At 67.1% G+C, this 15,186-nt stretch carries 13 protein-coding genes; 2 read left to right on the forward strand and 11 right to left on the reverse strand.

What is annotated here, in order from left to right; genetic code table 11:
• Positions 1 to 35: 35 nt before the first annotated feature.
• On the reverse strand, positions 36 to 1,595 hold the full coding sequence (locus tag MRBLMD1_RS16810; RefSeq protein ID WP_364401674.1) for a purine-cytosine permease family protein: 1,560 nt from the start codon (positions 1,593 to 1,595) through the stop codon (positions 36 to 38).
• A 107-nt stretch (positions 1,596 to 1,702) separates the two neighbouring features.
• Between MRBLMD1_RS16810 and MRBLMD1_RS16815 the strand changes: the two genes are divergently transcribed.
• A complete protein-coding gene (locus MRBLMD1_RS16815; protein WP_364401676.1) occupies positions 1,703 to 3,304 on the forward strand; it encodes a PucR family transcriptional regulator in 1,602 nt (533 codons plus the stop codon).
• A 122-nt stretch (positions 3,305 to 3,426) separates the two neighbouring features.
• Entirely contained in the window at positions 3,427 to 4,179 is a 753-nt protein-coding gene (locus tag MRBLMD1_RS16820) for a VOC family protein (RefSeq protein ID WP_364401679.1), read from the forward strand.
• Positions 4,180 to 4,189: 10 nt separating this feature from the next.
• Here MRBLMD1_RS16820 and MRBLMD1_RS16825 read toward each other — a convergent pair whose 3' ends face one another.
• The 10 genes from MRBLMD1_RS16825 to MRBLMD1_RS16870 all read right to left on the reverse strand — a co-directional run bounded on the left by MRBLMD1_RS16825 (position 4,190) and on the right by MRBLMD1_RS16870 (position 15,181).
• Positions 4,190 to 5,026: an IclR family transcriptional regulator gene (locus MRBLMD1_RS16825; protein WP_414703708.1), complete on the reverse strand. Its 837-nt coding sequence runs from the start codon at positions 5,024 to 5,026 to the stop codon at positions 4,190 to 4,192.
• Between the two features lie 71 nt (positions 5,027 to 5,097).
• Complete coding sequence (locus tag MRBLMD1_RS16830; protein ID WP_364401682.1) at positions 5,098 to 6,354, reverse strand: aminopeptidase P family protein; 1,257 nt, start codon at positions 6,352 to 6,354, stop codon at positions 5,098 to 5,100.
• Between the two features lie 106 nt (positions 6,355 to 6,460).
• Entirely contained in the window at positions 6,461 to 7,831 is a 1,371-nt protein-coding gene (locus tag MRBLMD1_RS16835; protein WP_374114926.1) for an MFS transporter, read from the reverse strand.
• 281 nt (positions 7,832 to 8,112) lie between these two features.
• Complete coding sequence (gene fdxA / locus MRBLMD1_RS16840; protein ID WP_275180790.1) at positions 8,113 to 8,433, reverse strand: ferredoxin; 321 nt, start codon at positions 8,431 to 8,433, stop codon at positions 8,113 to 8,115.
• A 5-nt stretch (positions 8,434 to 8,438) separates the two neighbouring features.
• Positions 8,439 to 9,911, reverse strand: coding sequence for an aldehyde dehydrogenase family protein (locus tag MRBLMD1_RS16845; RefSeq protein ID WP_364401686.1), 1,473 nt, complete (start codon positions 9,909 to 9,911; stop codon positions 8,439 to 8,441).
• A 27-nt stretch (positions 9,912 to 9,938) separates the two neighbouring features.
• The gene (locus MRBLMD1_RS16850; protein WP_224023092.1) at positions 9,939 to 10,739 is read right to left on the reverse strand and encodes an SDR family oxidoreductase; all 801 of its coding nucleotides are present in this window, start codon (positions 10,737 to 10,739) and stop codon (positions 9,939 to 9,941) included.
• Entirely contained in the window at positions 10,739 to 11,689 is a 951-nt protein-coding gene (locus MRBLMD1_RS16855; RefSeq protein ID WP_224023095.1) for a dihydrodipicolinate synthase family protein, read from the reverse strand. The genes MRBLMD1_RS16850 and MRBLMD1_RS16855 overlap by 1 nt, the downstream gene beginning before the upstream one ends.
• Positions 11,690 to 11,733: 44 nt before the next feature.
• A complete protein-coding gene (locus tag MRBLMD1_RS16860) occupies positions 11,734 to 12,537 on the reverse strand; it encodes an enoyl-CoA hydratase-related protein (RefSeq protein WP_159630486.1) in 804 nt (267 codons plus the stop codon).
• Positions 12,534 to 13,787: a CaiB/BaiF CoA transferase family protein gene (locus MRBLMD1_RS16865; protein WP_159630484.1), complete on the reverse strand. Its 1,254-nt coding sequence runs from the start codon at positions 13,785 to 13,787 to the stop codon at positions 12,534 to 12,536. Before MRBLMD1_RS16865 ends, MRBLMD1_RS16860 begins: the two co-directional genes overlap by 4 nt.
• The gene (locus MRBLMD1_RS16870; RefSeq protein ID WP_275180788.1) at positions 13,784 to 15,181 is read right to left on the reverse strand and encodes an FAD-dependent oxidoreductase; all 1,398 of its coding nucleotides are present in this window, start codon (positions 15,179 to 15,181) and stop codon (positions 13,784 to 13,786) included. The genes MRBLMD1_RS16865 and MRBLMD1_RS16870 overlap by 4 nt, the downstream gene beginning before the upstream one ends.
• Positions 15,182 to 15,186 lie beyond the last annotated feature (5 nt).

Consider the following 15,186-nt stretch of genomic DNA (forward strand, 5'->3'; position numbering starts at 1 on the left):
TGTGGGCGCCCGCCAGGTTCTACGGGATGGTGAGCTTAGAGGGCGGGAAGGGCGGGCGTGCTCTCCACGCTCCCTGCTTCGGGGGCGGTCGCTCCAGGGGTGGCGTCCACCTTCTGCGTGGTGCGCGGCTCGATGGCGAGGTAGCGGATGTGCTGGCGCGGGCCGAGAATGGCGTACACCCCGGCGCTGGTCAGGCCGCCGGCCAGCCAGGACAGGTCCCAGCCGCCCAGGGCCACGGCGATGGGGCCCTGCATGATGGGGATCAGTCCGTACATGAACAGCCACGTGGCGAAGATCCCGGCCAGGAGGGAGATGACGCCGGCGAAGTTGACCACCGGCAGCCGCTTGGTGCCGACGCCGTCGAACAGACGGTCGGTGCCGCCCGGCCAGCGCTTCTCCAGCCAGAAGTAGTGCACCAGCATGATTCCGCCCCAGGCGGCCACCCAGGCCACCAGGCCGATCAGCCAGGCATCGAGTACCGCTGCGAAGTCCTCCTGGAAGATGAAGAAGACGACGGCGCCGAGCGAGAAGACGCCGACGAACAGGTTGAGTTTGCGGCGGCTGATGGAGATGTCCAGGGCCTGGGTGGCCACGGAGAAGGTGTAGATGTTCAGGATGTTGGTGGCGATGGGGCCGTGGAGCACCATGAGCAGTACGGGCAGGGCCATGGCGCCGAAGTTCATGACGATGAGCTTGCCGGGATCGATCTCGCCGCTGTTGGTGGCAAGGCTGGCGCCCAGGACGCCGAGCCACACCACGGGGATGAACTGGCCCAGGACCGAGGCGAGGTAGACCTTCTTCTTGGGGACGCTGGTGCTGACGAACCGGGAGTAGTCCGCGGCGTAGGTGAACCAGGTGATGCCCCAGCCAATGCCGATGGCGGTCATGACGGCGCTCATGGCCGCGATCCGCTCAGAGCCTTCCAGGACGGCGCCGGCGGGACCGGCGTAGCTCCAGTTGATGTCCATGCCGAACCAGGCCACCGCGGACATGACGGCCAGGATGAGGATGGTGGGCGGCACGGTCCATTTCTCGAAGGCGGCGATGGCCTTGTAGCCGAACCAGGCGATGGCAACCTGGAGGGCCATGATGAAGGTGGCGACGCCGATCTTCCAGCCGTAGTTGGGGGCTTCCGGGTCAACCCAGCCAAGGGTTCCGAAGAGCGCCATGACCAGGTCCAGGATGATCCAGGTGTTCACCGCGCACCAGCCGATGACCAGCAGGGCCTGGATGGCGGCCGGCAGGTAGTTGCCGCGCCGTCCGAATGCCGCCCGGGCCAGGACCATGCCGGTGGCTCCGGTCTTCTGGCCCAGGAGGACGAAGCAGCCAAAGAGCAGCATGCCGATCAGGTTGCCCAGCACCAGGACGGTGATGGTGTCCGCGAGTCCGAGTCCCAGCTGGATACCGAGTGCCCCCAGCACCCAGTTGATGGGTGCCAGGTTGGCGCCCGCCCAGATCCAGAACTGGCCGGATACCTTGCGTGTTCGTGCTGATTCGGGGATGGGCTGCAGCCAGGCTTCGTGGTCCACGGCGCTGTGGTCCTGCGTGGCCTGGTCAGGTTGGCCGTGCGTGGCTGTAGAAAGCTTTTCTTGCATGGGGGCCTCCGTGAGGTGGATAAGTACCAACTAGGCTATGTGGCCCCCATCACAAGCAACAAGATACAATGTGTCGAATAAATCCCCCTACTACGTTACGGACTGTCGTGTCAGTGTTTCTTGGCGAAATACTCGCCCACCCCGCCCTCGCCGCCGCCGATCCCGTGGTCCACCCCCAGGGCGTGGGGGCTGATGCGCAGCCGGTCCGCTGGGTCCACTCCAGTGAGGTGCTGGACATCGCTCCCCTGCTCCGTGGCGGTGAACTGCTGCTCTGCGGTGGGATCACGCTGGCCACCGCCACCCCGGCCAGACGCGGGGACTACGTCCGTGAGCTGGCGCAGCGCGGCGTCGCTGCGCTGGCCATCGAGACCGGCGGTGCACTGCCGGAAATTCCTGCAGACATGTTGCAGAAGGCTGAGGAATACGGCCTTCCCGTGGTGGAACTGCGCAAGGTGGTCCCGTTCGTCGGCGTCATGCAGGCCATCAACTCCATGCTGGTCAGCGAGTCGGTGGGGCACCTGCAGCAGGCGGATGCCGCCACGCGCGCCATGGCTGCCGAGCTGGCGCATGGCGCTTCACTGGACAAGATCCTGGGCGTGCTGGCAGGCATCACCGGCTCGGCCGTGAAGCTCACCTCCCCGTGGGGAGTGACCATGGGCAGCGCGGCGCCGGAGGGTTGGAGCAACGGGGTGGACGCGGAAGCCGGAGAAGGAACAGCGGACGACGACGGCACCGGGCCACGCGGGCACGGCGGCTTTTACCCGGTGGCCGGGGGAACGGTCATCACCGTGGACATCCCCGTGCGCGGGGTCCTCATGGGGCGGCTCGAGGTGCACGTGCCGGATGTCGCGGACACGGCGCTGGCCCAGGTGGCGGGCGAGCGCGCAGTGGACATCCTGGGCCTGGCGCTGCTGCAGCACACGCCTCCGGGACTGCACGCCCTGGCCGGCGCTGAACTGATGCGCGCCGTGCTGAATTCCGCACCGGAGTGGCGCCTCGAGCAGCTGGCCCCCGGCGCCGGCTTCCCCACGGACTCCCCCGCCGTGGTGGCCGCGATCCACGCGGCGGCACCGCAGGAGCTGCGCGGCGCCGTCGAAAACTTCCTGAGCTCGCAGCGGATTCCCTGTGCCGCGTACCTGGATGACACCGAGCTGGTGGTGATGATCGGCCTGCCGTGCACCGAGACGGCCGGCGAGCGGCGGCAGCTCCTGGAATCCCTGCAGGGACTGGAGGGGGACCACGATGCCGTGATCGCCGTGGGGCCGCTGGCAGACGGGGTGGCGGAGGCAGCCTGGTCACTGGCGGAAGCCCGGCGCGCCCTGGAGGTACGGCAGATCCGCCGCCGGAATGCGTCCGCGCGCAGGCGGCACCCGTCCCGGGGCCTGGTTGTGGTTGACGCCCAGGACGCCGCCGTGGAAAGCCTCGCTCTGACCTGCCTGGATGCCTCGTCCAGGGAGGCGTTCGTGAGCCGGCAGTTGCGGGCGGTCCTGGAGCATGATGCGCACCGGCAGTCCCAGCTGCTGGAGACGCTGCAGGTATGGCTGGACTCCGGCTGCAATACCGCGCAGTCGGCGCGCGAACTGCACCTGGAGCGGCAGTCGATGCACCACCGGCTGCAGCGGATTTTCGAGCTCTGCGGAGGGGATCCGCGCGGGACGGGGCGGCTCGCGGCGCTGCACCTGGCGGCGAGGATGGCCGGACTGCCCTGACCTCCTGCGGGCCACTGCTTCCGGACGTATGCTTGCCTGGCATTGCCCTGTGGCCGGGCCCCCGGGTCCGGGCAGCTCGGATGGAAAGGGCGCGGCGGATGGCAAAGCGGAATACTTCCTTAGTGGGTGCGCCGTGCTGGGTCGACACCTGGCAACCGGACCCCCAGGGTGCCAAAGAGTTCTATGGCGGACTGTTCGGCTGGACGTTCGACGATCCGATACAGGTGCCGGGATTCGAGGGCGGGTACTGTCTGACGCGCCTTGACGGCCGCTCCGTAGGCGGCGTGGGGCAGGCCCCGCGGGGATCACCAGCGGGATGGCTGACCCATATCCGGGTGGGCGATGCCGGGAAGGCTTCAGCGCTGGCGGAACAGGCGGGCGGCCGGCAGCTCGGGGCCATCGGCGCCGGGACCCGTTCGCAACTGGTTGCCGATTCCTCCGGCGTGCTGTTCTGCCTGCGGCAGGCGGGCGTCAATGACGGCGTTGAGCTGGCAGACCAGCCCAATAGCTGGGCCATGAGTTCGCTGCACACCCCGGATCTTGGAAAGGCCCAGGAGTTCTACAGGGCATTGTTCAACTGGGAACTGACGTCGCCGCCGGACGCCCCGTTTTCACTATGGCTCCTCGAAGACCAACTGGTGGCCGTGGCTACCCCCACCGACGGCGTGACTGTTCCTCCACATTGGAGTGTGAACTTCGGGGTCACCGATGCAGACAGGACCGCCGACCGGGCCGTTGCCCTGGGCGGCGGCATTGTCATGGCACCCATGGATACCCCCGGGTTCAGGAGTGCCGTGATCAGCGACCCCTGGGGCGGTGTGGTCGCGGTCAGCGCGGTCACGGAGCAAACCGGCACCCTGCCGGCACGGGCCTGACCAGGCAGCGTCAGCTTCCCGGGCGGCCACCCAGCCGGGTGGTCACCTTGGCGGCGGCGGCGACGCAGGCCTCCCCCAGACTCTCGAACTGTTCCTTGGACACCCGGAACCGCGGCGCCGGAATCAGGACGGCCGCCACAACGTCGCCGCGGTGGTCGCGGACAGGCGCGGCCACGCCCACCTCGTCCATGGACGATTCGCCGTAGTTCCCCGCCCATCCCCGCTGCGCAACATCCTGGAGCCGGGCTTCGTACGCTGCCAGTCCGTCGTCGTCCAGTCCCGGAAAGGTGATGGTTCCGCTGCGCAACAGTTCACGCACCCGTTCGGCCGGCAGCGTGGACAGGAACACCTGGACCGAGGCGCTCATCGCGTCACGGTAGCGGGCGCCCAGGGGGGTGGTGTGCTTGATCTGGTGGTGGCTCGCGATCTGCTCCACGCAGATGGCCTCGTCACCGTTCCACAGCATGAGGGCACTGGTTTCGCCGGTCTGCTCGGTCAGCTGCCGCAGGACGGGGTAGGCAACGCGGCGTTCCTCCATCTCGGCCAGCAGCGGTCCGGCGACGGCGATGAGCCCCAGGCCCAGCCGGAACCGCTTGGTTTCCGGGTCGCGTTCCACCAGGTTTTCCTGCTCGAAGGTGGCCAGGATCCGGGACACGCTGGACTTGTGCATGCCCACGCGGTTGGCGATTTCCGTGACGCCCAGCAGGGGTTCTTCCGCCGTGAAGGTGCGCAGGACGGCGATGGCGTTGACGACGACGGAGGCTCCTTTGGCGTCCGTCCCGCCGTTGGTGCCGGTTCCGCTGCCGTTGCTGTCTGGGGTTTTCGCAGGAGTCATGGTGGACACCATCTTTCCCTATGGTCGGCTGGACACCGAAAGCGGCGCCGTGGTGCACGGCGCCGCTTCGGCTGTTCAGATGGTTATCCCTGGACGATGTTGTGTTCCGGGCCGAACGGGAACTTGGTGATGTTTTCCACCGTGTTGTCCTCGCCGATCACCAGGATGTCGTGCTCGCGGTAGCCGCCGGCGCCCGGCAGGCCGTCCGCCACCGTGATCATGGGCTCCATGGAAACCACCATGCCCGGCTCGAGGACGGTGTCGATGTCCTCGCGCAGCTCCAGGCCGGCTTCGCGGCCGTAGTAGTGGCTCAGGACGCCGAAGGAGTGGCCGTAACCGAAGGTGCGGTTGGCCAGCAGGCCGTGGCTGATGTAGATCTCGTTGAGCTCGGCGGCGATGTCCTTGCAGACGGCGCCGGGCTTGATCAGTTCCAGGCCGCGCTCGTGCACCTCGACGTTGATGTTCCACAGCTCCAGCGAGCGCTCGTCCGGCTGGCCCAGGAAGAGGGTCCGCTCCAGGGCGGTGTAGTAACCGGAGGTCATGGGGAAGCAGTTGAGCGAGAGGATGTCGCCCTGCTGCAGCTTGCGGGTGGTGGCCCAGTTGTGGGCGCCGTCGGTGTTGATGCCGGACTGGAACCACACCCAGGTGTCGCGGACCTCGCGGTCCGGGAAGGTCCTGGCGATCTCGTGCACCATGGCCTCGGTGCCAATGAGGGCCACTTCGTACTCGGAGATGCCTTCGCGGATGGCGTTGCGGATGGCTTCGCCGCCCAGGTCGCCGATGCGGGCGCCGTGCTTGATGACTTCGATTTCCTCGGCGGACTTGATCATGCGCTGGCGCATGGCGTCCTGGGAGACGTCCAGGAGCTGGGCGCCGGGGAACGCGGCGGCGATCTTTTCGCGGGTCAGGCCCGGGAGGAAGTCGTCCTCGACGCCCAGCCGGGTGGCCTTGACGCCTCGCTGGCGCAGGGCTTCCTGGAGGCCGAAGTAGAAGTTGTCGCGGCGCCAGTCGGTGTAGACGATGTTCTCGCCGTAGGAGGTGCGCCACGGCATGCCGGCGTCGATGTTGGCGGTGACGGTGACGGAGTCGTTGGCGGTGACCACCAGGGCGTAGTTGCGGCCGAACGTGGTGTACAGGAAGTCGGAGTAGTACTTGATGCCGTGGTAGCTGGTGAGGATAACCGCGTCCAGCTCCTTGGCGGCCATGTTCTTGCGGAGGCCGCCAAGGCGGCGCTCGAACTCTGCGTCGGAGAACGTGAGCTTGCCCTTGGTGCCGTTGTGCAGGACCTTGAGGCGCTCGAGTTCGGCGATGGAGGAGGCGTTGTCGGCAGTGATAGTCACGGGTGGTGCCTTTCTAGTGGGTGCCAGCTGCTGTTGGTGCAGTTGGTGTTGTTTGCGTAGTGAGGTTGGTCTGTGTACCCGGATGGGTTAGGTGCCCTCTGGTTGGTCAGAGGTGCTTGAGGGGCTTGCGCGAGGTTTCGGTGGCGAACAGCACGGCCATGAGCGACACGGCGGATGCGGCTACGAGGTACCAGCCCGGCGCCAGCTTGCTCTGGGTCATGCCGATCAGCAGGGTGGCCATGAACGGGGCCGTGCCGCCGAACAGGGCGTTGGAGAGGTTGAAGCTGACGGCGAAGCCGCTGTACCGGACTTTGGTGGGGAACAGTTCGGCCAGGAAGCTGGGCAGCGTTCCGTCATTCAGGGTGAGCATGCCGCCCAGCAGGATCTGGACCAGGACGATCACCAGGAAGTTGCCCGTGTCCAGCAGCATAAAAGCGGGAACAGTCAGCAGCATGAACAGCACGGACGCGGTGATCAGCATGCGCTTGCGGCCGAACCGGTCCGAGGCGAGGCCGGTCAGGAAGATGAAGCCGATATAGCTGGCCAGGGCGATCGTGGTGGCAAGGAAGGACTCGGTGGGCCCGAAGCCAAGTTCCTCGGACAGGTAGGTGGGCATGTAGCTGAGGATGACGTAGAAACCGACGGCGTTGAGCAGCACGGCACCGCAGGCGATCAGCAGCTGTTTGCGATAGGTCCGGAACATGTCCAGCGCAGGGGCTTTGGGAGCGGATTCCTCCTGGTCGGCCAGTGCGCGGAAAGCGGGGGTGTCCTCCAGCTTGGTGCGGATGTAGCGGCCGATCAGTCCCATGGGGGCGGCCAGCAGGAACGGCAGCCGCCATCCCCATTCGTGCAGTTGGTCGGTGCTGAGCACCGAGCTGAGGAGCGCTGCGATCAGTGAGCCCAGGAGCAGGCCGGCGGCGGTACTGGCGGGCACGACGGCGGCATAGAGGCCACGGCGGTTGGCCGGCGCGTATTCCACCAGGAAGGCTGATGCTCCGGCGTATTCGCCGGCCGCCGAGAAGCCCTGAACCACGCGGACCAGGAGCAGAAGGAGCGGGGCCAGCAGTCCGATGGTTCCGTAGCCCGGGATGAGGGCGATGCAGAACGTGGAGACGGACATGATGACGATGGACAGGGACAGCGCCTTGCGCCGGCCGAGCTTGTCGCCGATGTGACCCCAGAAGAAGCCACCCAGGGGACGGACGAAGAACGAGATGGCAAAGACGGCGAAGGTAGCCAGCAGCGCGGTCTGCCGATCGGCCTCAGGGAAGAACACTGAGGAAATTACTGCGGCCAGATAGCCGTACACCGCGTAGTCGAACCATTCGACAAAGTTGCCGATGAAGCTCGCAGTGACCACCCGGCGTCGAACGTCCTTGCTGGCAACGGCGTTGTCCATGCCGCCACCAGCCCCGGCAGGAGCGTTGGCGTCAGCGGCAACCATCCCTGCCTCGGGTGAGTTTTGTTGGGTACTCATGAAGCCACCAATGAAAGTTAGAGTTGCATTGCTTGCAACATTGTTGTTTCAAGATAGGCCGTGACGCGCAACACAGTCAAGAAGTTTTGCAATGATTAATCCCCGGGATCCGCACATCAAGACGACAAGGCCGACGGCACGGTATCCAATCAGGAACAAAAGCCTCTGTTGCAGCAAAAACAACAGAGTTGTAACACACGCGAATTCTGGCCGTTAACGCAATAGTGGCCGCCAAGCGGGAAGGCTTGGCGGCCACTATTGGGCAAAGGCATGAACGGCTGTTACCGCAACGGAACGGCTTCCCCTGCTATCACCGGATGGTCCCGGTGCAGGTTCCCAACGGCTGATGCACCCTGCGGTGACCCCAGCTCCGAGAAGAACTCCACGTTCGCCACGACGTAGTCCGCCCATTCATCGGGGACGTCGTCGGAAAAGTAGATCGCCTCCACCGGGCACACGGGATCACAGGCACCGCAGTCCACGCATTCCGATGGGTGAATGTAGAGCGAACGTTCGCCCTCGTAGATGCAGTCCACCGGGCACTCCTGGATACAGGCCTTGTCCTTCACATCCACGCAGGGCTGGGCGATCACATAGGTCATGGCAGCTACACACCCGTGTACACGGTCTTGGCCCACGTGAAGAACTCCAGGGCGGACCTGCCCTGTTCGCGGAACGTGTTGGTTGAGGAGTCCTTTACGCCGCCGAACGGCACGTTCAGGTCCAGCCCGGCGGTGGGCCGGTTGACTTTGATCACGCCGGCCTGGGCCCTTGCGGAGAAGTCGGTGGCCAAGGCCAGCGAATCCGTGCAGATGCCGGCGGTCAGGCCGTAGCGGGAGTCATTGATGGCGGCCAGGCCTGCCTCGTAGTCAGCCACCTCCAGGACCGCCACCACGGGACCGAATATCTCCTCGGTCACGGCCTGATCGTCGAAGGCCAGGTCGGTGAGCACGGCGGCGGGGAAGAACTGCGCTTCGGAGGAGTCGCCATCGTGCTTTCCGTGCAGGAGGGTTGCACCGCGTTCGACGGCACCGCGCACCGCTGCTTGGTCCTGCTCGAACTGCTGCGGGCTCACCACCGCACCCATGGCCGACTCCAGGCCGTCGCCCGGCGTGTACTTGGCGGCTTCCGCCACGAGGGCGTCGAGGAAGGCGGCGCGGATACCGGGGGTAACGTACACCCGGGACGTGGCGGTGCAGGCCTGCCCGGTGAGGCCGAAGGCCCCGGCAGCCACCACCTGGGCTGCCTTGCGCGGGTCCGCGTCATCCAGGACCAGGACGCCGTTCTTGCCGCCCATCTCCAGCTGCACGCGGGCGCGCCGGCCGTTGAGGATCTCCTGGAGGCCCAGGCCCACGTTGGTGGAACCGGTGAAGGACATACCGGCAATACGGGGATCCCGGGCCAAAGCATCGCCCACCACGCGGCCCTTGCCGTGCACCACGTTGAATACGCCCGCCGGCAGTCCTGCGTCCTGGAGGGCGCGGGCCAGGTGCGTGGCGGACAACGGAGTGAGCTCCGCGGGCTTGATCACAACGGCATTGCCGCTGATCAGTGCCGGCGCGGCCTTCCAGGCCGGGATGGCGATGGGGAAGTTCCAGGGCGTGATCAAGCCGACGACGCCCAGCGGCTCGCGCCGCGTCGTGATGGTGGTGTCCGGCAGCCCGCTCGGCAGCACTTCGCCGCTGGCGGCCCAGCCGAGTGAACCGAAAAAGCGCAGCACGTCGGAGGCGCGTTTCACTTCGCCCTTGGCTTCGGCCAGGGTTTTGCCTTCCTCCCGGACAAGGTCCTCGGCGATGGTGCCCTGCCGTTCGACCAGCAGGTTTCCGGCGGTGATGAGGATGGCTCCGCGGGAGGGGGCGGGCAGTGCGGCCCAGGCCGGCTGCGCCGCTGCGGCGGCGGTAATGGCGGCGTCAACGTCCGCGGCGGTTCCGCTGGGTGACAGTGCCGCCAGCTCATCCGGCCGGGCGGGGTTCATGCGCCGGGTGTCCGCCTCACCAAGCCATTGGCCGTTGATGAGGTGCTGGGCGGTGAGGTGCGCGTGGGCGGTGGAAGTTTCGGCGGCAAGTGCGGTGGAGGTCATGGTGTTCCTTCAGGATGTTGGGTGTGGCTAGAGGCTGCGGATGAGGCCGCCGTCGCACCGCAGTGCCACGCCGGTGATGTACGACGCCGGGGCGCTGCACAGGAAGGCGGCAGCGGCGCCGAATTCGGCGGGTTCCCCATACCGCCGCGCGGGGATGGTTTTCCGGGACTCGAGCCGGATCTCTTCCAGCGTGGTGCCGCGGCGCTTGGCGGCGGCCTGGTCCAGCTCTGTGACGCGGTCCGTGGCGATCCTTCCCGGCAGGAGGAGGTTCACTGTCACCCCGTCCAGCGCCACCTCGGCGGCGAGCGTCTTGAGGTAGGCAGCAAGCGCGGCGCGCCCGGTGTTGGAGATGGCCAAATTGGGCAGCGGCGCTGCCACGCCGCTTGACCCGACGGCCAGGATCCTCCCCCAGCGCCGCTCGCGCATGCCGGGAAGTGTCAGGGCCACCAGTGCCTGGTGTGGCTTGACCAGGGTGTCGAATGCCGCGGCGATGTCCTCGGAGCCCAGGGTGGCAGCGGCGCCGGGCTTGGGGCCGGGCCCGTTGAGGACCAGGATGTCGATGGGACCCAGGCCGGATTCGGTCTGGGCTACTGCCGCCTCCACTCCGCCCTGAACGGTGAGGTCGGCTTCGACGGCGATGGCCGCGAAACCGGGATTGCCGCCGTATGCTGCCTGCAGCTCGCCCACGATCTCATCGGCCCGGTCCCGCCGCCGGCCCACGATGGCAACTTTGGCCCCTTCCGCAGCCAGCGCCCGAGCCACGGCGAGTCCCAGCCCTCCGGTGGAGGCGGCCACCAGCACTGTCCGTCCGACGATGCCCATGTCCATCAGAGGCTCCCGGCCGTAATGGGGGCACTGGTGAGCTTCAGTGCCGTGGCGGCTTCGCGGAGGTGAGCGGTCATGGCGTGGCGCAGGTTCTCGGGGAAGGCAGCCGCCGGGGCCCGGACGCCTGAGTCCTTGATCCAGCCCCGTTCCCGCAGGCATTCCTTGCGGATGGCCAGTGCCACCTTGGCCTGCTGCTCGAAGTTGATGAGCGGCAGGTAGGGCACCAGTTGGGCCGCGGCAGCCGCGTACCCTTCCCGCCGCCAGGCCCGGACGCAGGCGATGAGCGCCTCGGGGTAGGAGAATCCCGTCATGGCGCCCGCCGCCCCGGCCAGGAGCTCGTCCAGCAGTCCCTGGCCGCCGAGGCCACCGAACACTGAGATTCCTGTAGCAGCACTGAGCGTGCCGATGGCCACGCTGGTGGGCGGCGCCTCGGCCTTGATGGCAACAACGGACGGGCTTGCTTTGACCACTGTAATGAGCGCGTCGGTGGAGATGGTGACGCCGCTGGCGAGGGGATAATCCTGCAGCACCACCTTGACGCCGGTGGCACGGTGGATGGCGTCCAGATGGGCGGCCACCACCTCCGGTTTTGGCGAGTTGGCCTGCACCATGACAGCAGTAAGGCGGTGGCCGGCCACCTGTTGGGCTGCACGGATTTCCTCGATAGCCGGCCGGGTGGCCAGTGCCGTCACTCCCACCACCAGGGGCAGGCTGGTGCATTCGACGGCGATTTCCAGCACCTGCCGCCGCTCCTCCGCAATGAGGGCGGCAGCCTCGCCGAAAACGCCCAGGACGGTCAGGCCGGTGGCGCCGATGGTTTCGTAGCGTTCCACGAGGTCCGAGAGGCTGTCCAGGTCCAGGTCCAGGGTGCTGCCCTGGAACGGGGTGGCAACAACGCCCCACACGCCCGGGGCCAGGGATTCACGGTTTTCAGGCGCGGCGGATTGCGGCATGAGTGGTCCTTCTTTTGTTGGAACTCTTAGTGGGAAACGTGTATTCAGCGGCCCGGCCACACCGGCGGACGTTTTTCCTGGAACGCGCGGACGCCTTCGGCGGAGTCTTCGCTGTCCAGGGCGGCCATGAGGGCGGGCAGCCGGAGACCGCGTGCTTCGGCGGCCGTCAGGTGCGAAGTCCGGGCAGCCATCTGCTTGACCGCCCGGACGGAGGTGGGGGCGCAGGCGAGGATCTGGTCCACCCAGCGCTGCACTGCGTCGTCGAGTTCGTCAGCAGGAACCACTTCGTTGACCAGGCCCATGGCCTGCATTTCGGCGGCGTCGGCTTTCCGGCCGGTGAGCAGCATGCCCATGGCCTGGGTGTAGGGGACGCGGCGCAGCAACTGGTGGATGCCGCCGTCGAGCGCCAAGCGCCCCACCCGGGGCTCCGTCAGCCCGAACTTCGCGCTGTCCACGGCCACCACGATGTCCGCGCCCAGGACGATCTCCATCCCGCCGCCCAGCGCGTAGCCGTTGACCTTGGCGATCACGGGGACGTCCAGTGTGGTGCGCAGGCTCAATCCGCCGAAGCCGTTGGGGTCCAGGCCGGCCCAATACTCCAGGCCGGTCTTATCCACCGCGGACGCGGACATGTCCGCTCCGACGCAGAAGGCACGGGACCCGGCACCGGTGATGACCACGGTCCGCACTGACGGGTCCTGTTCCAGCTGGTCCCAAATCCGGTTGAGCCGGGCCTGCGCGGTACCGTCGACGGCGTTCAGGACATGCTGGCGGTCGATAGTGACGGTTGCGACGCCGTCATTGATCAAGAGGGTGACCTCGTCAACCCGCTCTGCCACTGCCGTCACCGCAGGACTCCCAGCTGCTGAAGCCGGGCAATCGCCTCGGCGTCGAAGCCGTTCTCCAGCAGGACCTCCACGTTGTGCTCCCCCAGGCGGGGGGCGGCGCGGCGGATACTGGGCGGAGTGGCGGAGAGCCGGATGGGCGCGTTGAGCATCTTCACGGTCCCCACCCGCGGGTGTTCAGCCTCCACGATCATGCCGTTCGCCTCGGTCTGGGCATCAGCGAGCGCCTGTTCCAACGTGTGGACGGGAGCGTTGAGCAGTCCCTGTTCCTCCAGTTTCCCGGTCCAGTACTCGGTGGTGTTGGCGGCGAAGTGCTCCCGGAAGATGGCCTGCAGGGCGGGCTTGTTCTTGAACTGCTGCTCCAGGGTAGCGAACCCGGGGCGTTCGGTGAGGTCCTCGTCCAGGCCCAGGGCGTCGGAGATCCTCGCCAGCGGGTCAGGGGTAAAGCCGCCCACCATGCACACGGCACCGTCGGTGGTTTCGAAGACGCCGCTCAGTGGCATGGCGCCCCAGTTGACCTCATAGCCGCGGTTGAGCTGCATGCAGGCCTCCTGCATCTGCAGGTGCAGCATGGAGTCGTACATGGTCACCTCCACTTTCTGCCCCACGCCTGATGCCTGGCGCGTCCGCAGCGCCAGCAGGATGCCCTGCATGAGGTGCATGCCGGTGATGTAGTCGCAGAGCGTGGTGGGGTAGATCGCGGGCTTCTGGTCATCCGATTCGCGCCGCCACATCACACCGGAGTACGCCTGGGCAATCGCATCCTGGCCGCCCTTGTGCGAGTACGGTCCCACCGGGCCGAAACCGGTGCCGGAGGCCCAGATGATGCCGGGGTTATTCGTCTTGAGCTCCTCGTAGCCGAAGCCCATCCGCTCCATGACGCCGGAGCGGAAGTTGCTGACCACCACGTCGGCGTCGGCCAGGAGCCGGTGCAGCACCTCGCGGCCTTCGTCGGTCCGCGTGTCCACGGAGACGCTGCGCTTGTTGCGGTTGATGGACAGGAAGATCGGGTTGTCCTGGCCGTCCTGGTCCGGGAACGAGTTACGGGAGATGTCACCCGCGCCGGGCCGCTCCACCTTGATGATGTCCGCGCCGTAGTCGCCCAGCAGCTGGGTGCAGGACGGGCCCATGAACACCTGGGTGAAGTCGACGATCCGGATGCCCTCCAGCGGAAGGGGCACCGGTGACGCAGCGGCCTTGGCGCCCGCCGCCGTCGTGCGTTCCTCCACCCGCTCTACCGTTGCCGCGCTCACGCCAGGACCGCCACTTCGGCGTCCAGGGTGGCGTTCGACGACGGGACGTCGCCGGGGTCCGCGCCGTGCCGGCGCATCCCCTGCTGGATGTCCGCTGCCGCCACGTCGCGGACCAGCACGCCGGATTCGACGGCGAGAGCGGCGGCGACGCCGACGGCCTGTCCCATGGCCATGCAGGGCGGGATCTCGCGGGACATCTTCTGCGCCTCCGGGGTGGCGGAGTAGTGGCGGCCGGCCACCAGCAACTGGTCCACTTCCTTTGGCAGCAGCGAGCGGTACGGGTAGTAGTAGTCCCGGCCGCGGGCCACGCTGTCCTGGAAGTGGCGGCGGGACGTGACGTCATCCTTGGTCATAACGTACTCGCCCTGCAGCAGGCGGGTCTGTCGGACGCCCATTTGGGAGGCGACGTCCAGCATGTAGCACTTTTCGAATCCGGGGAGGTTGGCCCGGACGTAGTCCACGGCCTCGGAGATCTTGTCCCGGGCGGAGAACTCGGCGGCGGTCATGCCTGCCGGATCCACACCATCAAAACCGGTCATGTGCGGCGCGTTGCACCACACGACGCCGTCGATGGGGGTCTTCAGCCACCACAGCTCCCAGGCCCCGCCCAAGAGGCGCTTGATCTTGCGGTTGATGGCGCGCGCTTCCTTGGGGTTGGCCTGCTCGAAGGCTTCTGCAGCGGCGGTGTCCACGTTGCCCAGCCGGAACACGAGGGTGGTGAGGTAGTTGTCCTTGGCGTAGCTGGCGCCGGCGCGGGAGGCCACGTCGATGTCGCCGGTGGTGTCGATGACCACGTCCGCCATGAAGGCCTGCGGGCCGAGCTTGGTTTCGCAGATGACGCCCTTGATGACGCCGTTGTCCACGATGGGGCGGGAGAACCAGGAGTGCAGCCGCAGGTCCACGCCGGCCTCGCGGACCAGGTCGTTCGAGACGCGCTTCCAGCCGTCAGGGTCGAACGCGGCGGCGTAGCAGATGGGCTTGGGATTGGTGTGGGAGTGGAAGTCGAAGGTGCCGTAGCGGCCCCACTTGTTCCAAAGTTCCTCGGAGGTGCGGCGGTCCTCGGCGGGCGGGACGATGGCCAGGCCCAGTTTCTGCAGGCGTTCCACGTATTCGGACACGATGCCGGTGACGGTGATGTCCTGGCCGTTAATCATGTCATCCAGGACCAGCACCATGCCGCCGGAGGCCAGGCCACCCAGGGAGGAGTAGCGCTCCAGGAGGGTCACCTTGGCGCCGGAGCGGGCGGCGGTGACGGCAGCGGCCACGCCTGCGGGGCCACCACCAACCACAAGGACGTTGGACCGGGAAATCACCGGGGCGGTGAGGTCCGCCGTGGTGGTGGAGAGCTCCAGGGAACCGGTTTTGGGCGCGGCGAAGCTGGGTGTGTTGTTCATGAGGG

The sequence above is a fragment of the Pseudarthrobacter sp. LMD1-1-1.1 genome, from assembly GCF_040676255.1.
Lineage (GTDB): Bacteria > Actinomycetota > Actinomycetes > Actinomycetales > Micrococcaceae > Arthrobacter.